This window comes from Sphingopyxis sp. RIFCSPHIGHO2_12_FULL_65_19, from assembly GCF_001830555.1.
Classification (GTDB): domain Bacteria; phylum Pseudomonadota; class Alphaproteobacteria; order Sphingomonadales; family Sphingomonadaceae; genus Sphingopyxis.
On record NZ_MIAM01000030.1, the window covers coordinates 1 to 17,719 of the forward strand.

The following is a 17,719-nucleotide window of genomic DNA, read 5'->3' on the forward strand; positions in this document are numbered from 1 at the left end:
CGGATCATCGACGAATATGTTCTGCCGCGGCCAGAGCTGTCGGGATTGTATCACCTGTCCGCCGACCCGATCGACAAATACCGGCTGCTGCAACTCGTCGCCGAAGCCTATGGCAAGACGATCCGGATCGACGAGGATTCCGCCCTGATGATCGACCGGTCGCTCGATTCCGGCCGCTTCCGCGCGGCGACGGGTTTTCTGCCCGAGGCCTGGCCCGAACTGGTCCGGCGCATGAATGCATTCGGCTAAGGCGCAAAGGATGAAAGATGTTCAAGGATAAAACCCTGTTGATTACCGGCGGAACGGGGTCGTTCGGCAACGCCGTGCTGCGGCGCTTTCTCGATTCCGATATCAGAGAAATCCGCGTCTTCAGCCGCGACGAGAAGAAGCAGGACGATATGCGCAAGGCCTATGCGCACGAGAAGCTGAAATTCTATCTCGGTGACGTTCGCGACCGCCAATCGGTTACCGACGCGATGCACCATGTGAACTATGTCTTTCACGCGGCAGCGCTGAAACAGGTTCCGTCGTGCGAGTTTCACCCGATGGAAGCGACCAAGACCAACGTTTTCGGCACCGAGAACGTGCTTGAATCGGCTATCGCGGCCGGGGTCGAGCGGGTCATCTGTCTCAGCACTGACAAGGCGGTCTATCCGATCAACGCGATGGGCATTTCGAAAGCGCTGATGGAAAAGGTTGCGACCGCAAAGGCGCGCAAGACGCAGCGGACGATCATCTGCACGACGCGTTACGGCAATGTCATGGCCTCGCGCGGATCGGTGATTCCGTTGTTCGTCGACCAACTGCGCGGCGGCCGTTCATTGACCGTTACCGATCCCGAGATGACGCGGTTCATGATGACGCTCGACGATGCGGTGGACCTGGTGCTCTACGCTTTCTCGAATGGCAGCCCCGGCGACATTTTTGTCCAGAAGGCACCGGCGGCGACGATCGCGACGCTGATCGAGGCATTGAAGCAGTTGTTGAACACGCCCGATGCAGCGGTACAGATCATCGGTACGCGGCATGGCGAGAAGCTGTACGAAGCCCTTCTCAGCCGCGAGGAGCGCGCCGCGTCGCTCGACCTCGGCAATTATTACCGCGTGCCCCCCGACATGCGCGACCTCAATTACGACGCCTATTTCGAGCGAGGCGACGTGCACATCACCGAGGCGACCGAATATAACTCGCACAATACGCACCGTCTCGATGTCGACGAGATGAAGCAGTTGCTTCTGAAGCTGCCCTTCATCCGATCGATAATCGCTGGCGAACAAGCGGTGCTCGACGCATGAGCCGCGAAGGGCTTTTGAAGGTCGTGACCTTCGTCGGGACGCGTCCCGAGATCATCCGGCTGTCGCGAGTGATCCCGCTGCTCGACGCGCGGTGCGATCATGTGCTGGTCCACACGGGCCAGAATTATGATTATGAGCTCAACGAGATATTCTTCACCGACCTGTCGATCCGCAAGCCGGACCATTTTCTGGATGCGGCCGGCGCGTCGAGCGCCGAGACGATCGGCAACGTCATCGCGAAAGCGGATCACCTGCTACGCGAGGTGCGGCCCGAGGCGGTCCTGATCCTGGGCGATACGAACAGCGCGCTGGCCGCGATCGCGGCCAAGCGGCTCCGCATCCCGATCTTTCACATGGAGGCGGGAAACCGCTGTTTCGACCAGCGCGTGCCCGAAGAGATCAACCGCAAGATCGTCGATCACACCTCTGACATCAACCTGACCTACAGCGCCATCGCCCGCGAGAACCTGCTGCGCGAGGGGCTGCCGGCGGATATGGTGATCCGGACGGGCAGCCCGATGATGGAGGTGCTGGAGCATTACAAGAGCCGGATCGAGAGCAGCGATGCGCTCTCGCAGTTCGGCCTCGCACCGCGCGAATATTTCCTCGTCAGCTCGCATCGCGAGGAGAATGTCGATCGCAAGGAGGGTCTTCTTGCCCTTGCCGCGATCATGAGCGACCTTGCCGAGCGGTATGGCTTTCCGGTGATCATGTCGATGCATCCGCGCACGAAGAAACGGATCGACGAATGGGGCGTCAGCTTCCACCCGGCGGTGCAACTCGCCAAGCCCTTCGGCTTCAGCGACTATATTGCGCTTCAGCAGTCGGCCTTGGCAGTTCTGTCGGACAGCGGAACGATCACCGAAGAGTCGGCCATCCTGAACTTTCCCGCTGTGAACCTTCGCGAGACGCATGAACGGCACGAAGGGATGGAAGAAGCGTCGGTGATGATGGCCGGCTTGAACGTCGACCGGGTCCGCCAGGCGTTGGGTGTGCTGGAAACGCAGGCGCGGGGCGACGAGCGCACGCTGCGGCTGCCCGCTGACTATGATGCGCCGAATGTCTCCGAGAAGGTCGTCCGCATCATCCACAGCTACGTCGATTATGTGAACCGCGTCGTGTGGAAGAAATATTGATTGCCGGCCATGCGCGTTGCGATCGTTGCCGATGCCTATCCGCCGCTCCGTTCGTCAGGAGCAGTCCAGCTTCGTGACTTGTCGCGCGAGTTTGCGTGGCAAGGACACGAAACGACCGTACTCGTCGCGAGCCCCGACCTCGATACGCCATACCTGATCGACGAAATCGACGGCGTGACCGTCGCGCGCCTTCGCGCGCCGCCGACGAAAGATACCGGATATGTCCGCCGCATGGCGAACGAGTTCCGGATGCCGTTCGCGATGATGCGCAACCTCAAGAAGTCGCCGCTCGCGGAGCGCGGCTATGACGCGATCATCTGGTACTCCCCGACGATTTTTCTGGGGCCGATCGTCCGCTGGCTGAAACGCCGCAACGGCTGTCCTTCCTATCTGATTATCCGCGATATCTTTCCGCAATGGGCGGCCGACATGGGGTTGATCTCGCGCGGGCCGGCTTTCCACCTGCTCGATGCAGTCGCACATTATCAATATCGGTCGGCGGACGTTGTCGGTGTGCAGACGCCGGGCAATCTCGGATTTTTCGAAGCATTCCGCGCCCGTCATCCTGAACGGCGTTTCGAAGTTCTGCAAAACTGGCTCGGGGAGGCATCAGATCTCGGATGCTCGATTGACATCGGCCGGACCAGCCTCGCCGGGCGGCGCGTCTTCGTTTATGCCGGCAATATGGGCGTTGCGCAGCAGATGGATAAATTGCTCGATCTGGCGATATCCATGCGGAACCGCAACGATGTGGGTTTCCTGTTCGTCGGACGCGGCAGTGAGGCGCAGCGCCTGCGCGGCGCGGCCTCAGCGCAGGAGCTTGCGAACACGCTGTTCCATGATGAGATCGCCCCCGACGAAATTCCGGCGCTTTATCGTCAATGCCATGTCGGGATGATCAGCCTGGACAGCCGTCACAAGACCCACAATATTCCCGGGAAATTCCTGACATATATGCAGGCTGGCTTGCCGGTACTGGCGAGCATCAACGACGGGAACGATCTCAAGGCGCTGGTCGAGGAGAAGGGCGTGGGCCGGGTGTCGGTCGAACCCGATGGCCGGGATCTGCCTGAACTTGCCGTAGCGATGGTCGAACAGGAGGTTCGTGACGGCGGGATGCGACAGCGTTGCACCGGTCTTTCCGACGATCTTTTCTCGGCGCGGGCGGCGGTGGAGCAGATCGTGCGGGCGCTTGGCGGCTGATGGAAGCGATCGACCGGACTTTTCTGGAGACGCTCGGCCGACAGGCGGCCGCCTCGCCGCGGCGGCGACAGCACTTCAACCTGCACACCAGCTATGCCGATCCGTGCCAGCGTCTCGTCAACTATCTCTGGCACGACAGCTATATCCGCCCGCATCGTCATTCGGCCGATCCGAAGCCCGAAACGCTGATCGCGCTTCAGGGGCAAATGGGGTGCATCGATTTCGACGGTAATGGCAATGTCGTGAGCGTCGTGCGCTTCGGGGCGGGAAGCGATTGTGCCGCGATCATCGTCGAACCCGGCGAATGGCATACGGTCGTGGCGCTGACCGAGGCGGCCGCGCTGCTTGAGGTGAAGGCCGGGCCGTTTGACCCGTCGGCCGCCAAGGAGCCTGCGCTCTGGGCGGCCGAGGAAGGCAGCGACGCCGCGAATGTCTATCTGGCGCGGCTGCAGGCGCTGTTCGGATGAAAGACGGCGTCCTCAATCATTCTCATATCCCAGAGGATTCTCCGACTGCCAGCGCTACGACGAGGCGCACATAGCGTCGACATCGAGCGCGGCGCGCCAGTTCAATAATTGCTCCCTTGTCGGTGGCCGCATAGCTGCTTGCGACGTCGCCGGGGCGTCGGGATGCAATCTCATGGGCGATCGGGTGACCACAGGCGCGTTCATAGGCGGCGACAAGCTCTCTGACCGTTATGCCGTGCCCGGTGCCGACGTTGATCGCTTCACAACCTGTCGTGCGCGCCGAATATTTGATCGCCGCTACATGCGCGGCGGCAAGATCAACGGCGTGAATGTAATCGCGCTCGCCGGTACCGTCGCGTGTCATAATCGTCGCCGAAGATCGACAGCCTGGCACGCCGCCCGACCGCGACTTGTGCGACAAAGGGCATGAGGTTGTTCGGGATGTCGTGCGGATCCTCGCCGATCCGCCCCGAGTCATGCGCGCCCACGGGGTTGAAATAGCGCAGCAGCACCGCCGAGGCGCCTTCGGTCGCCAAGGACCAGTCGCGTATCACATCTTCGACCATCGCCTTGGTCCGGCCATAGGGGTTGGTCGGAGCGACAGGGTGCACCTCGTCGAAGGGCAGGTGGCGGGCTTCGCCATAAACCGTCGCCGACGAAGAAAAGACGATGCGGCGGCAGGCGCATGCGTCCATCGCGGCAAGCAGGTTCATCGAACCAGCGACATTGTTCTCATCGTAGCGGAGCGGCTGCTCATTCGATTCTCCGACCGCTTTCAGGCCGCCAAAATGGATCACAGCGTCGCGGGCGAACGCGGCAGCCGCCCGCGTGAGTGCGTCGCGGTCGTCGGCTTCGACGAGCGAAAAGTCCCGGTTGGTTAGTTGGCGCACACGCGCGAGCGCCAAGGGCGAGCTGTTCGAAAAATTGTCGAACACGCATATCTCACGCCCCGCCGCCCGCAACGCGACCAGCGTATGGCTGCCGATATATCCCGCCCCGTCGGTTACAAAAACCTTCATGCCTGTCGCTTCCAGCCTGCATTGCTGCGGCGCGAACGACCCATAGCACGGTGCTTGAAAACAGCGAGTTATCTATTCAACCCGCGCCGGATGTAAGTCGTGGCAATGCGGGTAAAGTCCCGATTGCGTCCGTTCCCGTCCTAACGTACCGCGTCCCGATGTTCACCAATATCCAGGCTCTTCGCGCCTTTGCGGCTCTGAATGTCGTTCTGTATCACGCCATCGGCGCCGGCATGGCCTATGAAATGAGGCCGCTGGTTCTCGCACCGCTCGAGGGGTGGGGGGGCAATGGTGTCGATGTGTTTTTCGTCATCTCGGGTTTCGTCATGATGGTCGCCCAGCAGCAAAATCCCAAGTCGCCCCGTACCTTCTTGCGCGGCCGGATTGCGCGGATCGTTCCCATCTATTGGGTGGCGACGGCGCTGATGGTGCTGCTTTTGCTGGCAATGCCGGCCCAAGCGCGCGAGCAGGGGCTTTCATTTTTGAGGGCTGCGACATCGTTCCTCTTCGTTTCGGGGCCAGTGATGTCCCGCGAACCGCTCGTCTATGTGGGTTGGACACTCGAATATGAGTTTGCATTCTACCTTCTCTTCGCGCTCGGTATCGCGGCGGGAAACCGTTGGAATGCGGTGGTATTCCTCGGCCTGGCAATACTCGCTCCCTTCGTGGGGCTGATCGTTCTGGAATTTGCGCTCGGGATGATTTGCGCAATGATCTGCCACTCGTTCCGGACCGACAGCCGGCTTGCGTGGGTAATCCTCGCTGCCGGTGCGGCGGCGCTTGCGATATCGATCCTGTGGCGACCGCCCCTCGATCGTTTCCTGCTTTGGGGGCTGCCGTCGTCTTTGATCGTATTTGGCGCGGCGAGCGCCCCGCAGATCCGGCGGGGCTTGACGGTGTTCCTCGGCGAAGCGTCCTACAGTATCTATCTGGTCCAGGTCTTCACGATACCGGTGATTTACAAGATTGCCGCCCGCTTTGTTCCCGGTATCAACGGCGACCTTCTCGCGTTGATCGCACTGGCCCTGACGGCTGCGGCAGGTGCGATTACCTATCTTGCCATCGAGCGCCCGCTGGGGCGATTGAGTGCGCCCCGACGACCCAAGCCGCAGGCCGATCCCGAACAGTCACGGGTTGCCGCCGGCGACCGGGCATGACGATTGCGCAGAGGCGTTCGGTCCGCGCTGATCTTGCGGCGTTTCTCGATCCACGGTCGATCGTTCCGGCCGAAGACGCGGCACCTTACGAACGGGGGTATCGCTATGGCGCCGGTCGCGCTGCGTGCGTCGTGCGTCCGGGGGCGATCGATGAGCTTCGCGCGGTTGTCGATTATTGCGTTCGCAATGACGTGCGGTTCGTCGTTCAAGGTGCGAACACGGGGTTGGTCGGCGCAAGCAATCCCGATGATCGCGGCGACCAACTGCTCGTCAACCTCGACCGGCTTGCCGGTGTAGAAGATATCGACCCGCTCGACCGCAGCGCCGTGGTCCTCGCTGGAACGAGGTTGAGCAAGGTCAACGAGGCGGCGCGTGTGCACGGGCTCTGCTTCCCGATCGATCTTGGCGCGGATCCTACAATCGGCGGCATGATAGCGACCAACACCGGTGGGTCGCGGATGCTTCGTTTTGGCGATGTGCGGGATAATCTTCTGGGCCTCGAAGTGGTGCTGGCCGATACAGGTGCGTCGGCGATCTCCAATCTTTCCGGCCTTCGCAAAGATAATAGCGGGCTCGACTGGAAGCATCTGTTCGTCGGCACGGGTGGCACCTTCGGCGTCGTGACCCGTGCCAGAGTCAAGCTCCATACGCTGCCCACCCGGACGACCTCAGCGCTGATCGTTCCGCAAACGCAGGAGGATATTCCCCAGATCGTCTTCCTACTTGAGGCCGGACTCGGCGATCTGCTGCATGCGTGCGAGGGCATGTCGAGAAATGCGATGCGCGCCGCGTTCCGGCATAATTCCTCGCTGCGCAGTCCTTTCGCCGACGATATCCCGCCTTATGCATTGCTCGTGGAAGTCGGCACCAGCCTTCCCGAGGGCATTGTCGCTGACCTCGATGCGGCGCTCGCGGATGTGCTGGCGCCAGCCTTTTCGGACACCGCGCCGCTCATCAAAGATGTGCTCGTGGGGCGGTCAGAAGATTTCTGGGCGATCCGTCATTCGATCAGCGACGGTGTCGCGCGATCGGGATTGGTGATCGCATTCGACATCAGCGTGAAGCGACCGGAGCTGCCGGCTTTCCGCGCCGCGGCAACGCGGATGATTGCTCGCGATTTCCCTATGCTTGATGTATATGACTTCGGACATTGCGGCGACGGCGGCGACCATTTCAATCTGGTCTGGTCCGACCCCGAACGAACGCCGGAGGCTGAACGGCGACCGGTGATCGATGCCGTCCGGCGGCAGCTATACGATCTTGTCGTCCGCGATTTCGGCGGCACCTTCAGCGCCGAGCATGGCGTCGGGCCGAGCAATCAGGAATTTTACGACCGGTATACGCCGGAGGCGCAGCGAATGCTGTCGAGCTTGCTCAAGGAAGGGCTTGATGCTCATGGTTTGATTGGCAATATCAGACTATAAATGTTGAATAAAAAGCGCATGAGTTGATCCACAGAATGTCCGATATCACTGACGCCGAGGCGCGCGCTGCCCTTTATGGAATCACCGACGACCAGAAAATCCAGGCGTTCGGCGCCTATGGCATCGAACTGGATTTCGCGGGCGGCTTCTACCGTAATGGATACCAGATCAAAGCCACGCCGGCTGATATCGACGGCTGGTCGTTCAGCCGCGGCAGCGTGGCAATGATTGATGTCGAAGGCGTGGTTCAGAGTTTTCCGCAGGACGTTCCGCGTATCGTCGCGAATCTTGGGCTGGCGATCGAGCCGGCGGCCCAGAATCTGCTCCTGCGTTCGCAACAGTTCGATCATGTGAAATGGGACAAGATCAACGTCGGCTCCGGCCTCGCGCCGGTCGTCGTTGCCGACGATGCGACCGCGCCCGATGGCACGATGACGGCCGACAGGATATCGCTGAGCCTCGATGGCGGCACGGGCGCGGGCGATAGGTGTCACCTGCAGCAGGATCTGGCTCCGGTTCTGGATCGCTGTTCGTCAAAGGCGTCGATGGCGAGAAGATTGCTTTCCGCCATGTCGCGGGCGCCGGCTATCTGCTCCACACGTTCGACGGCACATGGCAACGGATCGAAGTTGTGGAGACGGCGACGGGCACTGCCCGATTCTTCGAGTTCGGCCTGCGCGGCGGATTCGGCACGTCGGACACGGTGACCTTTCACGCCTGGGGCGGCCAGATCGAGGCCGGCGACGATATCACCAGCTATGTCCCGACCGGCGAATTTTCGGCCACCCGCGACACGGACAGCGCGATTCTTGACGGCCTGGCATTTGGAACCTGTACGGTTCTGATCGACGCGACGCTTATGACGGGCGCGGCAGACAGCGAAAAGGGGCGGCGCGCCTTCGCGGCTCTGTATTCCGGATCGGGCGTCAACGACAATGTCACGATCGTCAACAACGATGCCGGAGGACTCGGGTCCGTCGTGACCGCCGCCGACGCGTTGAGCGGCGGGTCGACGACGACCGCAGTTGCCGCAACGGGAGATCTGCAATCGATCGCGCTCCGGATCGCGGCCGACGATACCCAGATGATACGCAACGGTGTTTTGGGGAACTGGTTGTTCGATGGTCCGATCCCAGCCTCGATGACCAGGCTGCATGTCGGCGGTTCGCTTCTCAGCACGCTCGCCCGGCTCGGCGGCGTGATCCACAAGATCACCATTGTCCCCTTTGCACTGACTGACAGCGAAATGCTCGTCCTGACCGGCGGTGACGCTTATCCCGCGGGAGACGTGACATGGCTGCGCGCCACCAAGGCTGCAGCGTTTTCGCCGCGCGACAGCGCCGAGACGTTCAAACTTGGCGGATATCAATTCATCGCCAATGGATTTCAGCCCGTCGGTGTGGAGGAGGAACAGGCAAGGCATGATCTGTGGCGATCGGTAAACGGCGTCGATTTAGAGCTGGTCAATGATGCGCCCGAATATGACAAGTTTAGCAAGGTCGTCGCGCTCGACGGCGTGATCTATGCTTGGCGCGCCAAAATGTTCAAGAGCGTCGACGGCGGCGCATCGTTCACCCAGATCATGGCGACATTGCCGTGGGGTGTTTCTGCCTTCGACAATCCCGCTCTGGTCCACGAGGGCAAGCTGTTGTTCTTTCACGGCACGGGCAACGATCCCGTCGAGGGAACCGAGGGCGTGTGGCAGTTCGATCCGGTCGCGGTCGAATGGACGCTGATTTGCCCCGCCCCCTGGGGAGCGCGCAGCGTCGCGGTGATAGCGCAGTTTAACGGAGACCTTTATCTCTGTGGCGGACAACGCAATGTCGCCAACATCCCGGCCGAGGTTACCTATCCCAACAAGACTACGCTCAATGATATTTGGAAATCGACGGATGGCGGGGAAACATGGATTCAGACTGTGGCCGAACTGCCGTTGGCGCCCCGCATGTGGCCGGCGTTCATCGCCTATGCCGGCAGGCTCTATCTGATGGGCGGATATGACAATATCGGTCCGGCAAATCGCAACTATGCGGACACATGGGGCAGCGAGGATGGTGCAAGCTGGTCGCGTCTTTATGCAACGCGCGACTATCTCCAGCGCCACGCTCCCATAGCTTATGTCGTTAACGCTGAACTGTTTCTCACCTCGGGCAATGCAAATGCCGCAGCGCCGGGCAGCGTGCTGAATGACATCTGGAAAATGGGGTTGTGAGTAAGACCGTATGTCCGCTGAGCGACTGAGGGCGACCCTACGCTTACACTGTGGTGGCGAGGGCGGCGCAGGTGCCGAGCCTTCGCTATCGCGGAGAAGGTGTCATGGTCGAGCAGAGAGAGGCATTTGTAGGCATTGACGTTGCAAAGCTGCGCAACGCTGTAGCCGTCGCCGACGGCGGACGCATGGGCGAAGTGAGGTATCTGGGCGAGTTCGATGCCGACGAGGCGAGCATGCGTCGCTTGGTGAAACGGCTTGCCGCGAAGCACGAAAGTATCACCTTTTGCTATGAGGCAGGGCCGACGGGATACGGACTTCCATCGTCTGATCAAGTCGATGGGTCTGGAATGCACGGTCGTTGCACCCTCGCTCATTCCACGGCGCCCAGGCGGTCAGGTGAAGACCAACCCGGGATGAGATCGGACTGGCTCGGCTGTTGCGCGCGGGCGAGCTTACTGCGGTATGGGTGCCGGACGAAAGCCATGAAGCTATGCGCGATCTGGTTCGCGGCCGCTCGGCAGATGTCGAGACGCAGCGCGTCCATCGCCAGCACATCACGTCGTTCATGCTTAAGCATGGCAGGGTTTTTCCGCGGAAGAAGGCTTGGTCGATGCGATATCTGCGATGGCTGCAGGAGCAGAGGTTCGACCATCCGGCGCACCAGATCGCCCTACAGGAGATGGTCGATGCACTGCGGCTGGCCAGCGAGCGAATCAAACGCATCGAAGCGGCGATCGAGGAATTCCTGCCAGGCTGGTCCCTCGAGCCCCTCGTGCGCAGTCTGCAGGCCCTGCGTGCTGTCGATCTGATCGTCGCCGTCACCTTCGCCGCGGAGGTCGGCGACGTGACGCGCTTCGAGAATCCGAGGCAGCTCATGAGCTATCTGGGCCTTGTGCCAAGCGAACGATCAACGGCCGCATCCGTGCGGCGCGAGGCCGGCAACAGTCGTGTTCGGCACATGCTAGTCGAAAGCGCATGGACCTACCGCCATCCACCGCGCATTGGCGTGAAGAAGCTCTACATCCATGAGCGGGTCTCGCCTGTAGTGCGCGAGATCGCCTGGAAAGCACAATCTCGCCTTACAGCCCGATATCGGCGGCTGGCGGCAACCGGCAAGCGAACGACGGTCGTTTGCACCGCGATCGCACGCGAGCTTGCCGGCTTCATGTGGTCGGTCGGACGCGTCGTGCAGCCAGTCTGATCGACCCATCCCACTCGCGCACAGGCGGGGGCAGGATCACGGCAGGAGAATGCCCGACAGACGCTTTGTGGCCGGCTATTAGCCGACGCCTGTAGTAAGACAGGGGCAGCCCCAGACGCACAATCGGTAATGCGGTATCCAACCCGCGCATCAGAGCTTGATCACCGACGTCCTTCAGGTCCTGCCTCCACCTGCGTGCGATTATCCAAATGGCTCCGGCCGGACCGGTCGCCGGCGCACGCCCGAAACGTTGACAGCGGACATCAGAGCGTAGGGTCGCCCTCAGTCGCTCAGCGGACATACGGTCTTACGATTGTGACGTAATTCGAAGCCCCGCTAGCGCGCCGCCGCATCGTGGCGCGTGCGGCCCGGCGGCAGATCGCCGGTCATTGATCGCGGCAGTTTTCCGGATGGGCGGGTCGGCTACCATGCCTCGGTGACGACGCGCGCGACATGCTCGGCGTCTTTGGAAATATTGTAATTCGCGTTCTGGATGCCAGCGAACTGACTGGGGGAAATGACGACTTCCTTCACGGCGCCACCGGTGGTTCGAAGATCGACACCATAAGGGAAGTTTTCGGCGTAGTTCCCCCCGATCCGAACATTTGATGCGGGGCCATTGGTCCGGATTCCCGATCCTCCCGATGCCTTGCCGGACACGAGGCTGTTGTCGCTGATCGCGACATCGTGACCCTGAAAAAGGATGCCGTCGGCTCGACCGTCCGACCCGCTGTCAAAATTGTTCGCCACGATCTTGATATGGTCGCCCGTGCTCGAAATGAAGGTGCCGCCTATGTTCGTTCCGGCGTTGCCGATGATCGTGACGTTGTTGCCGTCGTTCATCATACCCGCGCCGGTTTCCGCTCTTACAACCCGATTGAGTATGTTGGACGAGATGGTGACCCAGTCGCAATTGTTGAGGATACCGGCGTAGTGGCATTCTTCTACTATGTTGCCCGAGATTTGGCCGAAGCGCTGTTCGACCGTCGATGACCGGTTCTTCTCGGTCGTTGCGATGCCGACCGCATGTGCGTTGAAGGCACGGGAGGGAACCTTCCCGTCGGTGATCATGTTCCCCGATATGGAAAAGCGGCTGCTGTTCTGGACCTTGATGCCCGCGTAGGTGAAATAGCGTATCGTCGCGCCCGTTATGATGATGTTTTCGGCGCCGTTATAAATATCGATGGCGCCGGTCACATTCCCGGCGCCGACATTGGTCGAGCACCCGATCAGAACCGGATTGCTGATGTTGATCGTCTTGAACCGAACCCCATCCACTGCCGAAGCCGTGATGAATATCCCGGTGGGATTGAGATGCAGCCTTTCGGGGTCGAGACTGGCTCCCCGGAAATAGCCGCCGTTGATGCAGATGGTTTGATCCCGGGTGTCATTGGCGGCGATGCAGGTGATGTAGTAGGTCACGCGTTCTTTCCCGCTCGACAGGCCGTTGTGCGGAGCGCCTTCGGTAAAGGAACAACTCATATCGGTCGAAAGCGAGGCGCCTGAAACAAAGAGCGCGGAGGTGAACGAACGCCGGAAGATCACGCCATTGAGCGTCAGCGTTCCGCCGACCTGTTGCAGCGAGATGTTGTCGGAGTAAGGGAGCGTTTGCGCCGCATTTTTCCAGTCATAGTCCAGGGTGATGCCTTCGATGCGGTTGTCCCCGGTCAGATTCAGCAGCACACCCTTGGTGCCGGCCTTTTTCTTGAGGGTGCCGAGGCCATAAAGATGGATGTTCCGGCCGTTCGCGCTGCTGACGATATAGACTCCGCGCGGAAGAAAAATCGCGTCGGCGCCGCTGGCCAGCGCCTTGCGGATAGCGAGAGTATCGTCGGCGACACCGTCGCCGACCGCGCCGAAATCTTGCACGCTCACTGTTTCGCGCGCCTTGTCCTGAAGGGTGCGAACCGCGACGTCGGCGCCGGCTTGCGTGAAGCGGATGGAGTTGGCGTTGTCCGGCTTCGCAAAGGGGATTTGCGATGCTTCGACTATCGGCGTTGCATTTGATCTTGCTGGCTGCGCGCCGGTGTGAGCCTTGGCGTCGTGATCGACCAAGGGCGCCGTAGCGGCGCCAATTATCAGGGCAAAAGATTCGCGACGGTCGATCATGATACGCTTGGATTCCCGATGCCAGCCAAACTTCGATGAAGTCTCTTCATAGCACCGAGGCCGGGCGCGGCCAGTTGGCTTTTGCGATTTCGAACCAAATAAGGTGCGGTCTATCCCTTGGTGGCGGAGTCCGTTTGCGTGGAGGCCGGCCCGAACTGTCATCTGGACACCCGCAAGAACGGTGATTTTGTGGGCCTGATTGGCCGGATTTCGGGCGCACCTATCCCGTGGCTGCGCGCTGCTCGTGGAAGATCAGGCGGTCGAAATTGTAGACCAGGTTGGCCATCTTCAGTTTGGCTTGCGCCCTGGCAAGGCCGATGGTGCGGATGAATAACCCGTAGCGGTTTTTCTGGTGCGCAAAGACGTGCTCAACCCTGGCCCGCACGGCTGGCTTTGCAGCATTGGCGCGCGCCGTGCGCTCGGGCATCGGTTTGCCCTTCGGCTTCCTGCGATGGATGCGGCTTGTGAGCATATGGCGCGCAAGCCAGGCCTCGTTCTTCTGGCTGCGATAGGCGCTGTCGGCCCAGACATCACCGGCGGTGTTGCTGGTGTCGATTACCCGGCGCAGCTGACGCCCGTCGCTGTCTGCAGCCGAGGTGACGCTGGCTTTACGGATAAAGCCGAAGTGCCGGTCGATGCTGATGTGCGACTTGTAACCGAACACCGGCGTGGCGATCTGCGGCAGCGGTGTCCCGTCGGGACGGTAGCGGATCTTGCCGCCGATCTTGATCGTCCAGCGCGCATCAACATCCTTCTGGCGCGCCTTGTCGGGCTTGCCACGCCAGATCTGCTTTGCCGACTTGCCCGCCTTGATAGCGGCCTCTTCTCCCTCGGTATTGCGTTGTTTGGGCGCGGGCACCAATGTCACATCGACGATCTGGCCGCCCATTGCGAGGTACCCGGCCTCGCGCAGTTGCTCCTCGAGGGCCTGCATCAGCGCCTCGAGTGTGCCGCTCTCGGTGAGCCGGTTGCGATAGTGACGGATGATGTTCTCATCCGGCATCGAGCCACCGAGATCGAAACCGAAAAAGCGCATCCAGCTCAAGCGGTCGCGGAACATGAACTCCATGCGCGCATCCGACAGATTATGCTGCGCCTGGACGACCAGCACCTTGAACATCGCGACCGGATCAAACGGCGGCCGACCGCCCTTTGCGCCGTCGCTGTAGCCCAGACCGCGGGTCAGTAACGGTCGGAAATGCTCGAAATCCACCGTGTCAGCCCAAACCTCGAGCGGATCGCCGTCCTCGCTCAACCGATCCAGGTGCTCCGCCAGCGAAAACAGGCTGCGTGGCTGCATCGAAACCCTCCTTCCAATGCAGCCCAAAAATCACAATCCGCTCGTCAAAGCGAGGGGTTATTGCGGGTGTCCAGCTGGCCCTCGAAGTCGCGGACGGCAGTCTTATATAAGGGATCGGTGATTGAACGCGCGTTACGGGACATGCAGGATACACGCTCCCGCCCGCTGCGGCATCCTGCGCAAAGGGAGCTCGGCGGACGCCTTGTGTCAGGACGCGATATCGACGGCTGATCCGGTCGGCGTTGCATCGCGATCAGCGTCCCCCAATAGGCAGGATGGTGATCGTGGCGGATTCGCAGGACTTGCATTCATGACGTCGAGGGTAACATAATGCCGCATGGACTTTGCTTTCGACAATAGTTTCCATGACGACATGGAGGGCTTTTATGCCCCCGCCGAAGCGGCAAAGGCTTCGGCGCCCAAGCTGCTGGCTTTCAATCACGCTTTAGCGGAGCACCTCGGGCTCAATTCGGGCGACTTCGATGAGGATGCGGTAGCGAAGCTCCTGTCGGGACAGGTGCTTCCCGAGGGCGCCGACCCGCTCGCGCTCGCTTACGCCGGTCACCAGTTCGGTCATTTTTCGCCGCAGCTCGGCGATGGCCGTGCGCTGTTGCTGGGTGAAATCGTCGCGCCCGATGGCGCGCGCTTCGATATTCAGCTCAAAGGGTCGGGACCCACCGCCTTTGCGCGCAACGGGGACGGACGCGCCGCAATCGGCCCCGTACTGCGCGAATTCCTTGTTTCCGAAGCGATGGCGGCTATGGGCGTGCCGACGACGCGCGCGCTCGCGGCCGTCGCGACGGGTGACCGCGTGCAGCGCGAGCGGGCGCATCCCGGTGCGGTGCTGACGCGCGTCGCAAGCAGTCATATCCGTGTCGGCAGCTTTCAGTTCTTTGCCGCTCATTATGGCGCGGACCATGTGGCACAGCTCGCGACCTATAGCATTCGTCGCCATTTTCCCGATCTGGTCGATGCCGAAAACCCGCCGCTGGCGTTGCTCGACAGGGTCATCGCCCTGCAATGCGAACTGATCGCCCATTGGCTTGGCGTCGGGTTCGTTCATGGTGTGATGAACACCGACAATGTCGCGATCAGCGGCGAAACGATCGACTATGGGCCGTGCGCTTTCATGGACCGCTTTTCGGCCAATGCGGTGTTCAGTTCGATCGACGCGAATGGGCGCTACGCTTTTGGCCGGCAGCCGCAGATCATGCACTGGAACATGGCGCGCTTCGCCGAAGCGCTGCTGCCGGCGATCCACCGCGTTTCGCCCGACGATGTCGAGGCCGCGAAGGCGGTCGTCGACGCGATTCCCGCCCGATTCCGGGCGATCTGGCATGCGAGGGTGCGCATAAAATTGGGCCTCGTGAACGGCGCGGGCGACGATAGCGAATTAATCGACACGCTCTTCGACGAGCTCGAAAAGCATGACGTCGACTATACCACCTTCTTCCGCGCGCTCGCGATGCTGCTGCGCGGCGACGGAACGATGCTCGAAGTCCTGTTGCCGGCCCCCGACGCGATGGCGCCTTGGATCGCCGAATGGTGGGGGCGGATCGCGCAGGATGGGGCGGGGCCGATCGAGCTTGCCGCGGCGATGGACGGCGTCAACCCACTCTACATCCCGCGCAATCACCAGGTCGAAGCCGCGCTCGCGGCCGCCGAGGAGGGCGATCTAGTGGCGTGGCTCCGGCTTCTCGAGGTCGTCAGGAATCCATTCGGCGAGCGCCCCGAATGGTCCGAATATGCGCTGCCGGCACCGGCGGATTCCGCTCCCTATACAACCTTCTGCGGAACCTGAGCTCCTCGATGCCCGTCCGTTGCGATGCGGCGCGGATGGAGTTGAGCGATCGGGACGCGCCTGTTAGGAGCGGCGCTTGCCTGACTGAGGAACAGATATCGTGCCGCACGCCCCAGTGAAGATTACAATTGTCGGTACCGGCTATGTCGGGATTTCGAACGCCGTGCTGCTCGCACAGCATAACCGCGTCGTTGCGCTCGATATCGACAGCCGCAAGGTCGATCAGATCAACGCCGGTATTTCGCCGATCGCCGATCCCGAGATCGAGGCGTATCTGGGGGAGCGCGAACTCGACCTCGTCGCGACGACTGATCGCGACGCCGCCTATGACGGCGCTGATTTCGTCGTCGTGGCGACGCCGACCGACTATGATCCCGAGACCAATTATTTCAACACCGGGTCGGTGGAATCGGTGATCGCCGACGCGCTGAAGCTGGCGCCGGGGGCTCTCGTCATCGTCAAATCGACCGTCCCGGTCGGCTTCACCGAACGGATGCGCGCTCAGCACGGCACCGACGCCATCGTGTTCTCGCCCGAGTTTCTGCGCGAAGGGCGCGCGCTTTACGACAATCTTTATCCCTCGCGGATCATCGTTGGTGACACGCACCCCCGCGCCGCAGAATTCGCGCGCCTGCTGCTCGATGGATCGCTGAAGCCCGATGCGGAGATTTTGCAGACGGGCAATACTGAGGCCGAGGCCATCAAGCTTTTCGCCAACACCTATCTTGCGATGCGCGTCGCTTTCTTCAACGAACTCGACACCTATGCCGCGATGCACGGTGTTGATTCTCGCCAGGTGATCGAGGGTGTGTGCCTCGATCCCCGGATCGGGCAGTTCTACAACAATCCATCCTTCGGTTATGGCGGTTACTGCCTGCCCAAGGACACCAAGCAGATGCTGGCGAACTACAAGGAAGTGCCGCAGAATCTGATTCAGGCGATCGTGTCGTCCAACACGACGCGCAAGGATTTCATCGCGTCGGAAGTCATCCGGCGCAATCCACGCGTCGTCGGCATCCACCGCCTTGCGATGAAGGCGGGTTCGGACAATTTTCGCGCCAGCAGCATCCTGGGCGTGATGAAGCGCGTGAAGGCGAAAGGGATCGAGGTGATCGTCTATGAACCGCTGGTCGAGGAAGAACGCCTGTTCAATTCGCGCGTCATTCGTGACCTCGACGCGTTCAAGGCCGAATCCGATGTCATCATCGCGAACCGCGTGACCGACGATCTCGCCGACGTGGCCGACAAGGTTTACAGCCGCGACCTGTTCGGCGCCGATTCCTGATCATCTCCCCCGACGCAGTTCGCCGTATCGCCGGGAACTGTCCCATTGTCGAAGAGTTAGGCTGTCAGATGGGGAGAAACGGGTTGCACAGCCATATCGCGCAAGCCACA

15 protein-coding genes and 1 pseudogene are annotated in these 17,719 nt (G+C 61.2%); 12 read left to right on the forward strand and 4 right to left on the reverse strand.

Translation table 11 applies throughout. The features are described from left to right. From A3E77_RS09525 to A3E77_RS09545, 5 genes are all read left to right on the forward strand, one after another. Positions 1-249, forward strand: a 249-nt coding sequence (locus tag A3E77_RS09525) for a Rossmann-fold NAD(P)-binding domain-containing protein (RefSeq protein ID WP_293645308.1), incomplete at its 5' end; no start/stop codon positions are given. Positions 250-266: 17 nt separating this feature from the next. Beyond that, positions 267-1,295, forward strand: coding sequence for a polysaccharide biosynthesis protein (locus tag A3E77_RS09530; RefSeq protein ID WP_293645310.1), 1,029 nt, complete (start codon positions 267-269; stop codon positions 1,293-1,295). Further along, positions 1,292-2,431 (forward strand): non-hydrolyzing UDP-N-acetylglucosamine 2-epimerase, encoded by a 1,140-nt coding sequence (wecB, locus tag A3E77_RS09535; protein ID WP_293645312.1) that lies wholly within the window; start codon positions 1,292-1,294, stop codon positions 2,429-2,431. Before A3E77_RS09530 ends, wecB begins: the two co-directional genes overlap by 4 nt. Positions 2,432-2,440: 9 nt before the next feature. Then, complete coding sequence (locus A3E77_RS09540; protein ID WP_293645314.1) at positions 2,441-3,634, forward strand: glycosyltransferase family 4 protein; 1,194 nt, start codon at positions 2,441-2,443, stop codon at positions 3,632-3,634. Continuing rightward, a complete protein-coding gene (locus A3E77_RS09545; protein ID WP_293645316.1) occupies positions 3,634-4,101 on the forward strand; it encodes a WbuC family cupin fold metalloprotein in 468 nt (155 codons plus the stop codon). Before A3E77_RS09540 ends, A3E77_RS09545 begins: the two co-directional genes overlap by 1 nt. A gap of 22 nt (positions 4,102-4,123) precedes the next feature. Here the strand turns inward: A3E77_RS09545 and A3E77_RS09550 are convergent, their stop codons facing one another. Together A3E77_RS09550 and A3E77_RS09555 are read right to left on the reverse strand one after the other, a co-directional pair. Then, a complete protein-coding gene (locus A3E77_RS09550; RefSeq protein ID WP_293645318.1) occupies positions 4,124-4,465 on the reverse strand; it encodes an NAD-dependent epimerase/dehydratase family protein in 342 nt (113 codons plus the stop codon). Next, entirely contained in the window at positions 4,419-5,120 is a 702-nt protein-coding gene (locus A3E77_RS09555) for an NAD-dependent epimerase/dehydratase family protein (RefSeq protein WP_293645320.1), read from the reverse strand. The genes A3E77_RS09550 and A3E77_RS09555 overlap by 47 nt, the downstream gene beginning before the upstream one ends. A 158-nt stretch (positions 5,121-5,278) precedes the next feature. Here A3E77_RS09555 and A3E77_RS09560 point away from each other — a divergent pair, with 158 nt between their 5' ends. The 5 genes and pseudogenes from A3E77_RS09560 to A3E77_RS09580 all read left to right on the forward strand — a co-directional run bounded on the left by A3E77_RS09560 (position 5,279) and on the right by A3E77_RS09580 (position 11,114). Next, positions 5,279-6,277, forward strand: a complete 999-nt coding sequence (locus A3E77_RS09560) for an acyltransferase family protein (RefSeq protein ID WP_293645322.1) — start codon at positions 5,279-5,281, stop codon at positions 6,275-6,277. Beyond that, complete coding sequence (locus A3E77_RS09565; protein WP_293645324.1) at positions 6,274-7,701, forward strand: FAD-binding oxidoreductase; 1,428 nt, start codon at positions 6,274-6,276, stop codon at positions 7,699-7,701. The genes A3E77_RS09560 and A3E77_RS09565 overlap by 4 nt, the downstream gene beginning before the upstream one ends. A 35-nt stretch (positions 7,702-7,736) precedes the next feature. After that, entirely contained in the window at positions 7,737-8,408 is a 672-nt protein-coding gene (locus tag A3E77_RS09570; protein WP_293645326.1) for a hypothetical protein, read from the forward strand. Continuing rightward, entirely contained in the window at positions 8,333-9,913 is a 1,581-nt protein-coding gene (locus tag A3E77_RS09575; RefSeq protein ID WP_293645328.1) for a Kelch repeat-containing protein, read from the forward strand. Before A3E77_RS09570 ends, A3E77_RS09575 begins: the two co-directional genes overlap by 76 nt. Positions 9,914-10,017: 104 nt before the next feature. Beyond that, positions 10,018-11,114, forward strand: a pseudogene (locus A3E77_RS09580) (IS110 family RNA-guided transposase). Between the two features lie 423 nt (positions 11,115-11,537). Here the strand turns inward: A3E77_RS09580 and A3E77_RS09585 are convergent. Then, positions 11,538-13,223 carry a right-handed parallel beta-helix repeat-containing protein gene (locus tag A3E77_RS09585; protein WP_293645330.1) on the reverse strand — a complete coding sequence of 562 codons (1,686 nt, stop codon included), beginning with the start codon at positions 13,221-13,223 and terminating at the stop codon, positions 11,538-11,540. Between the two features lie 220 nt (positions 13,224-13,443). Further along, on the reverse strand, positions 13,444-14,523 hold the full coding sequence (locus tag A3E77_RS09590) for an IS5 family transposase (RefSeq protein ID WP_293645332.1): 1,080 nt from the start codon (positions 14,521-14,523) through the stop codon (positions 13,444-13,446). A 337-nt stretch (positions 14,524-14,860) separates the two neighbouring features. On the opposite strand from A3E77_RS09590, the gene A3E77_RS09595 reads away from it, so the two are divergent. Together A3E77_RS09595 and A3E77_RS09600 are read left to right on the forward strand one after the other, a co-directional pair. Further along, on the forward strand, positions 14,861-16,324 hold the full coding sequence (locus A3E77_RS09595) for a protein adenylyltransferase SelO (RefSeq protein WP_293645334.1): 1,464 nt from the start codon (positions 14,861-14,863) through the stop codon (positions 16,322-16,324). Between the two features lie 115 nt (positions 16,325-16,439). Next, the gene (locus A3E77_RS09600) at positions 16,440-17,609 is read left to right on the forward strand and encodes a nucleotide sugar dehydrogenase (RefSeq protein WP_293645561.1); all 1,170 of its coding nucleotides are present in this window, start codon (positions 16,440-16,442) and stop codon (positions 17,607-17,609) included. Positions 17,610-17,719 lie beyond the last annotated feature (110 nt).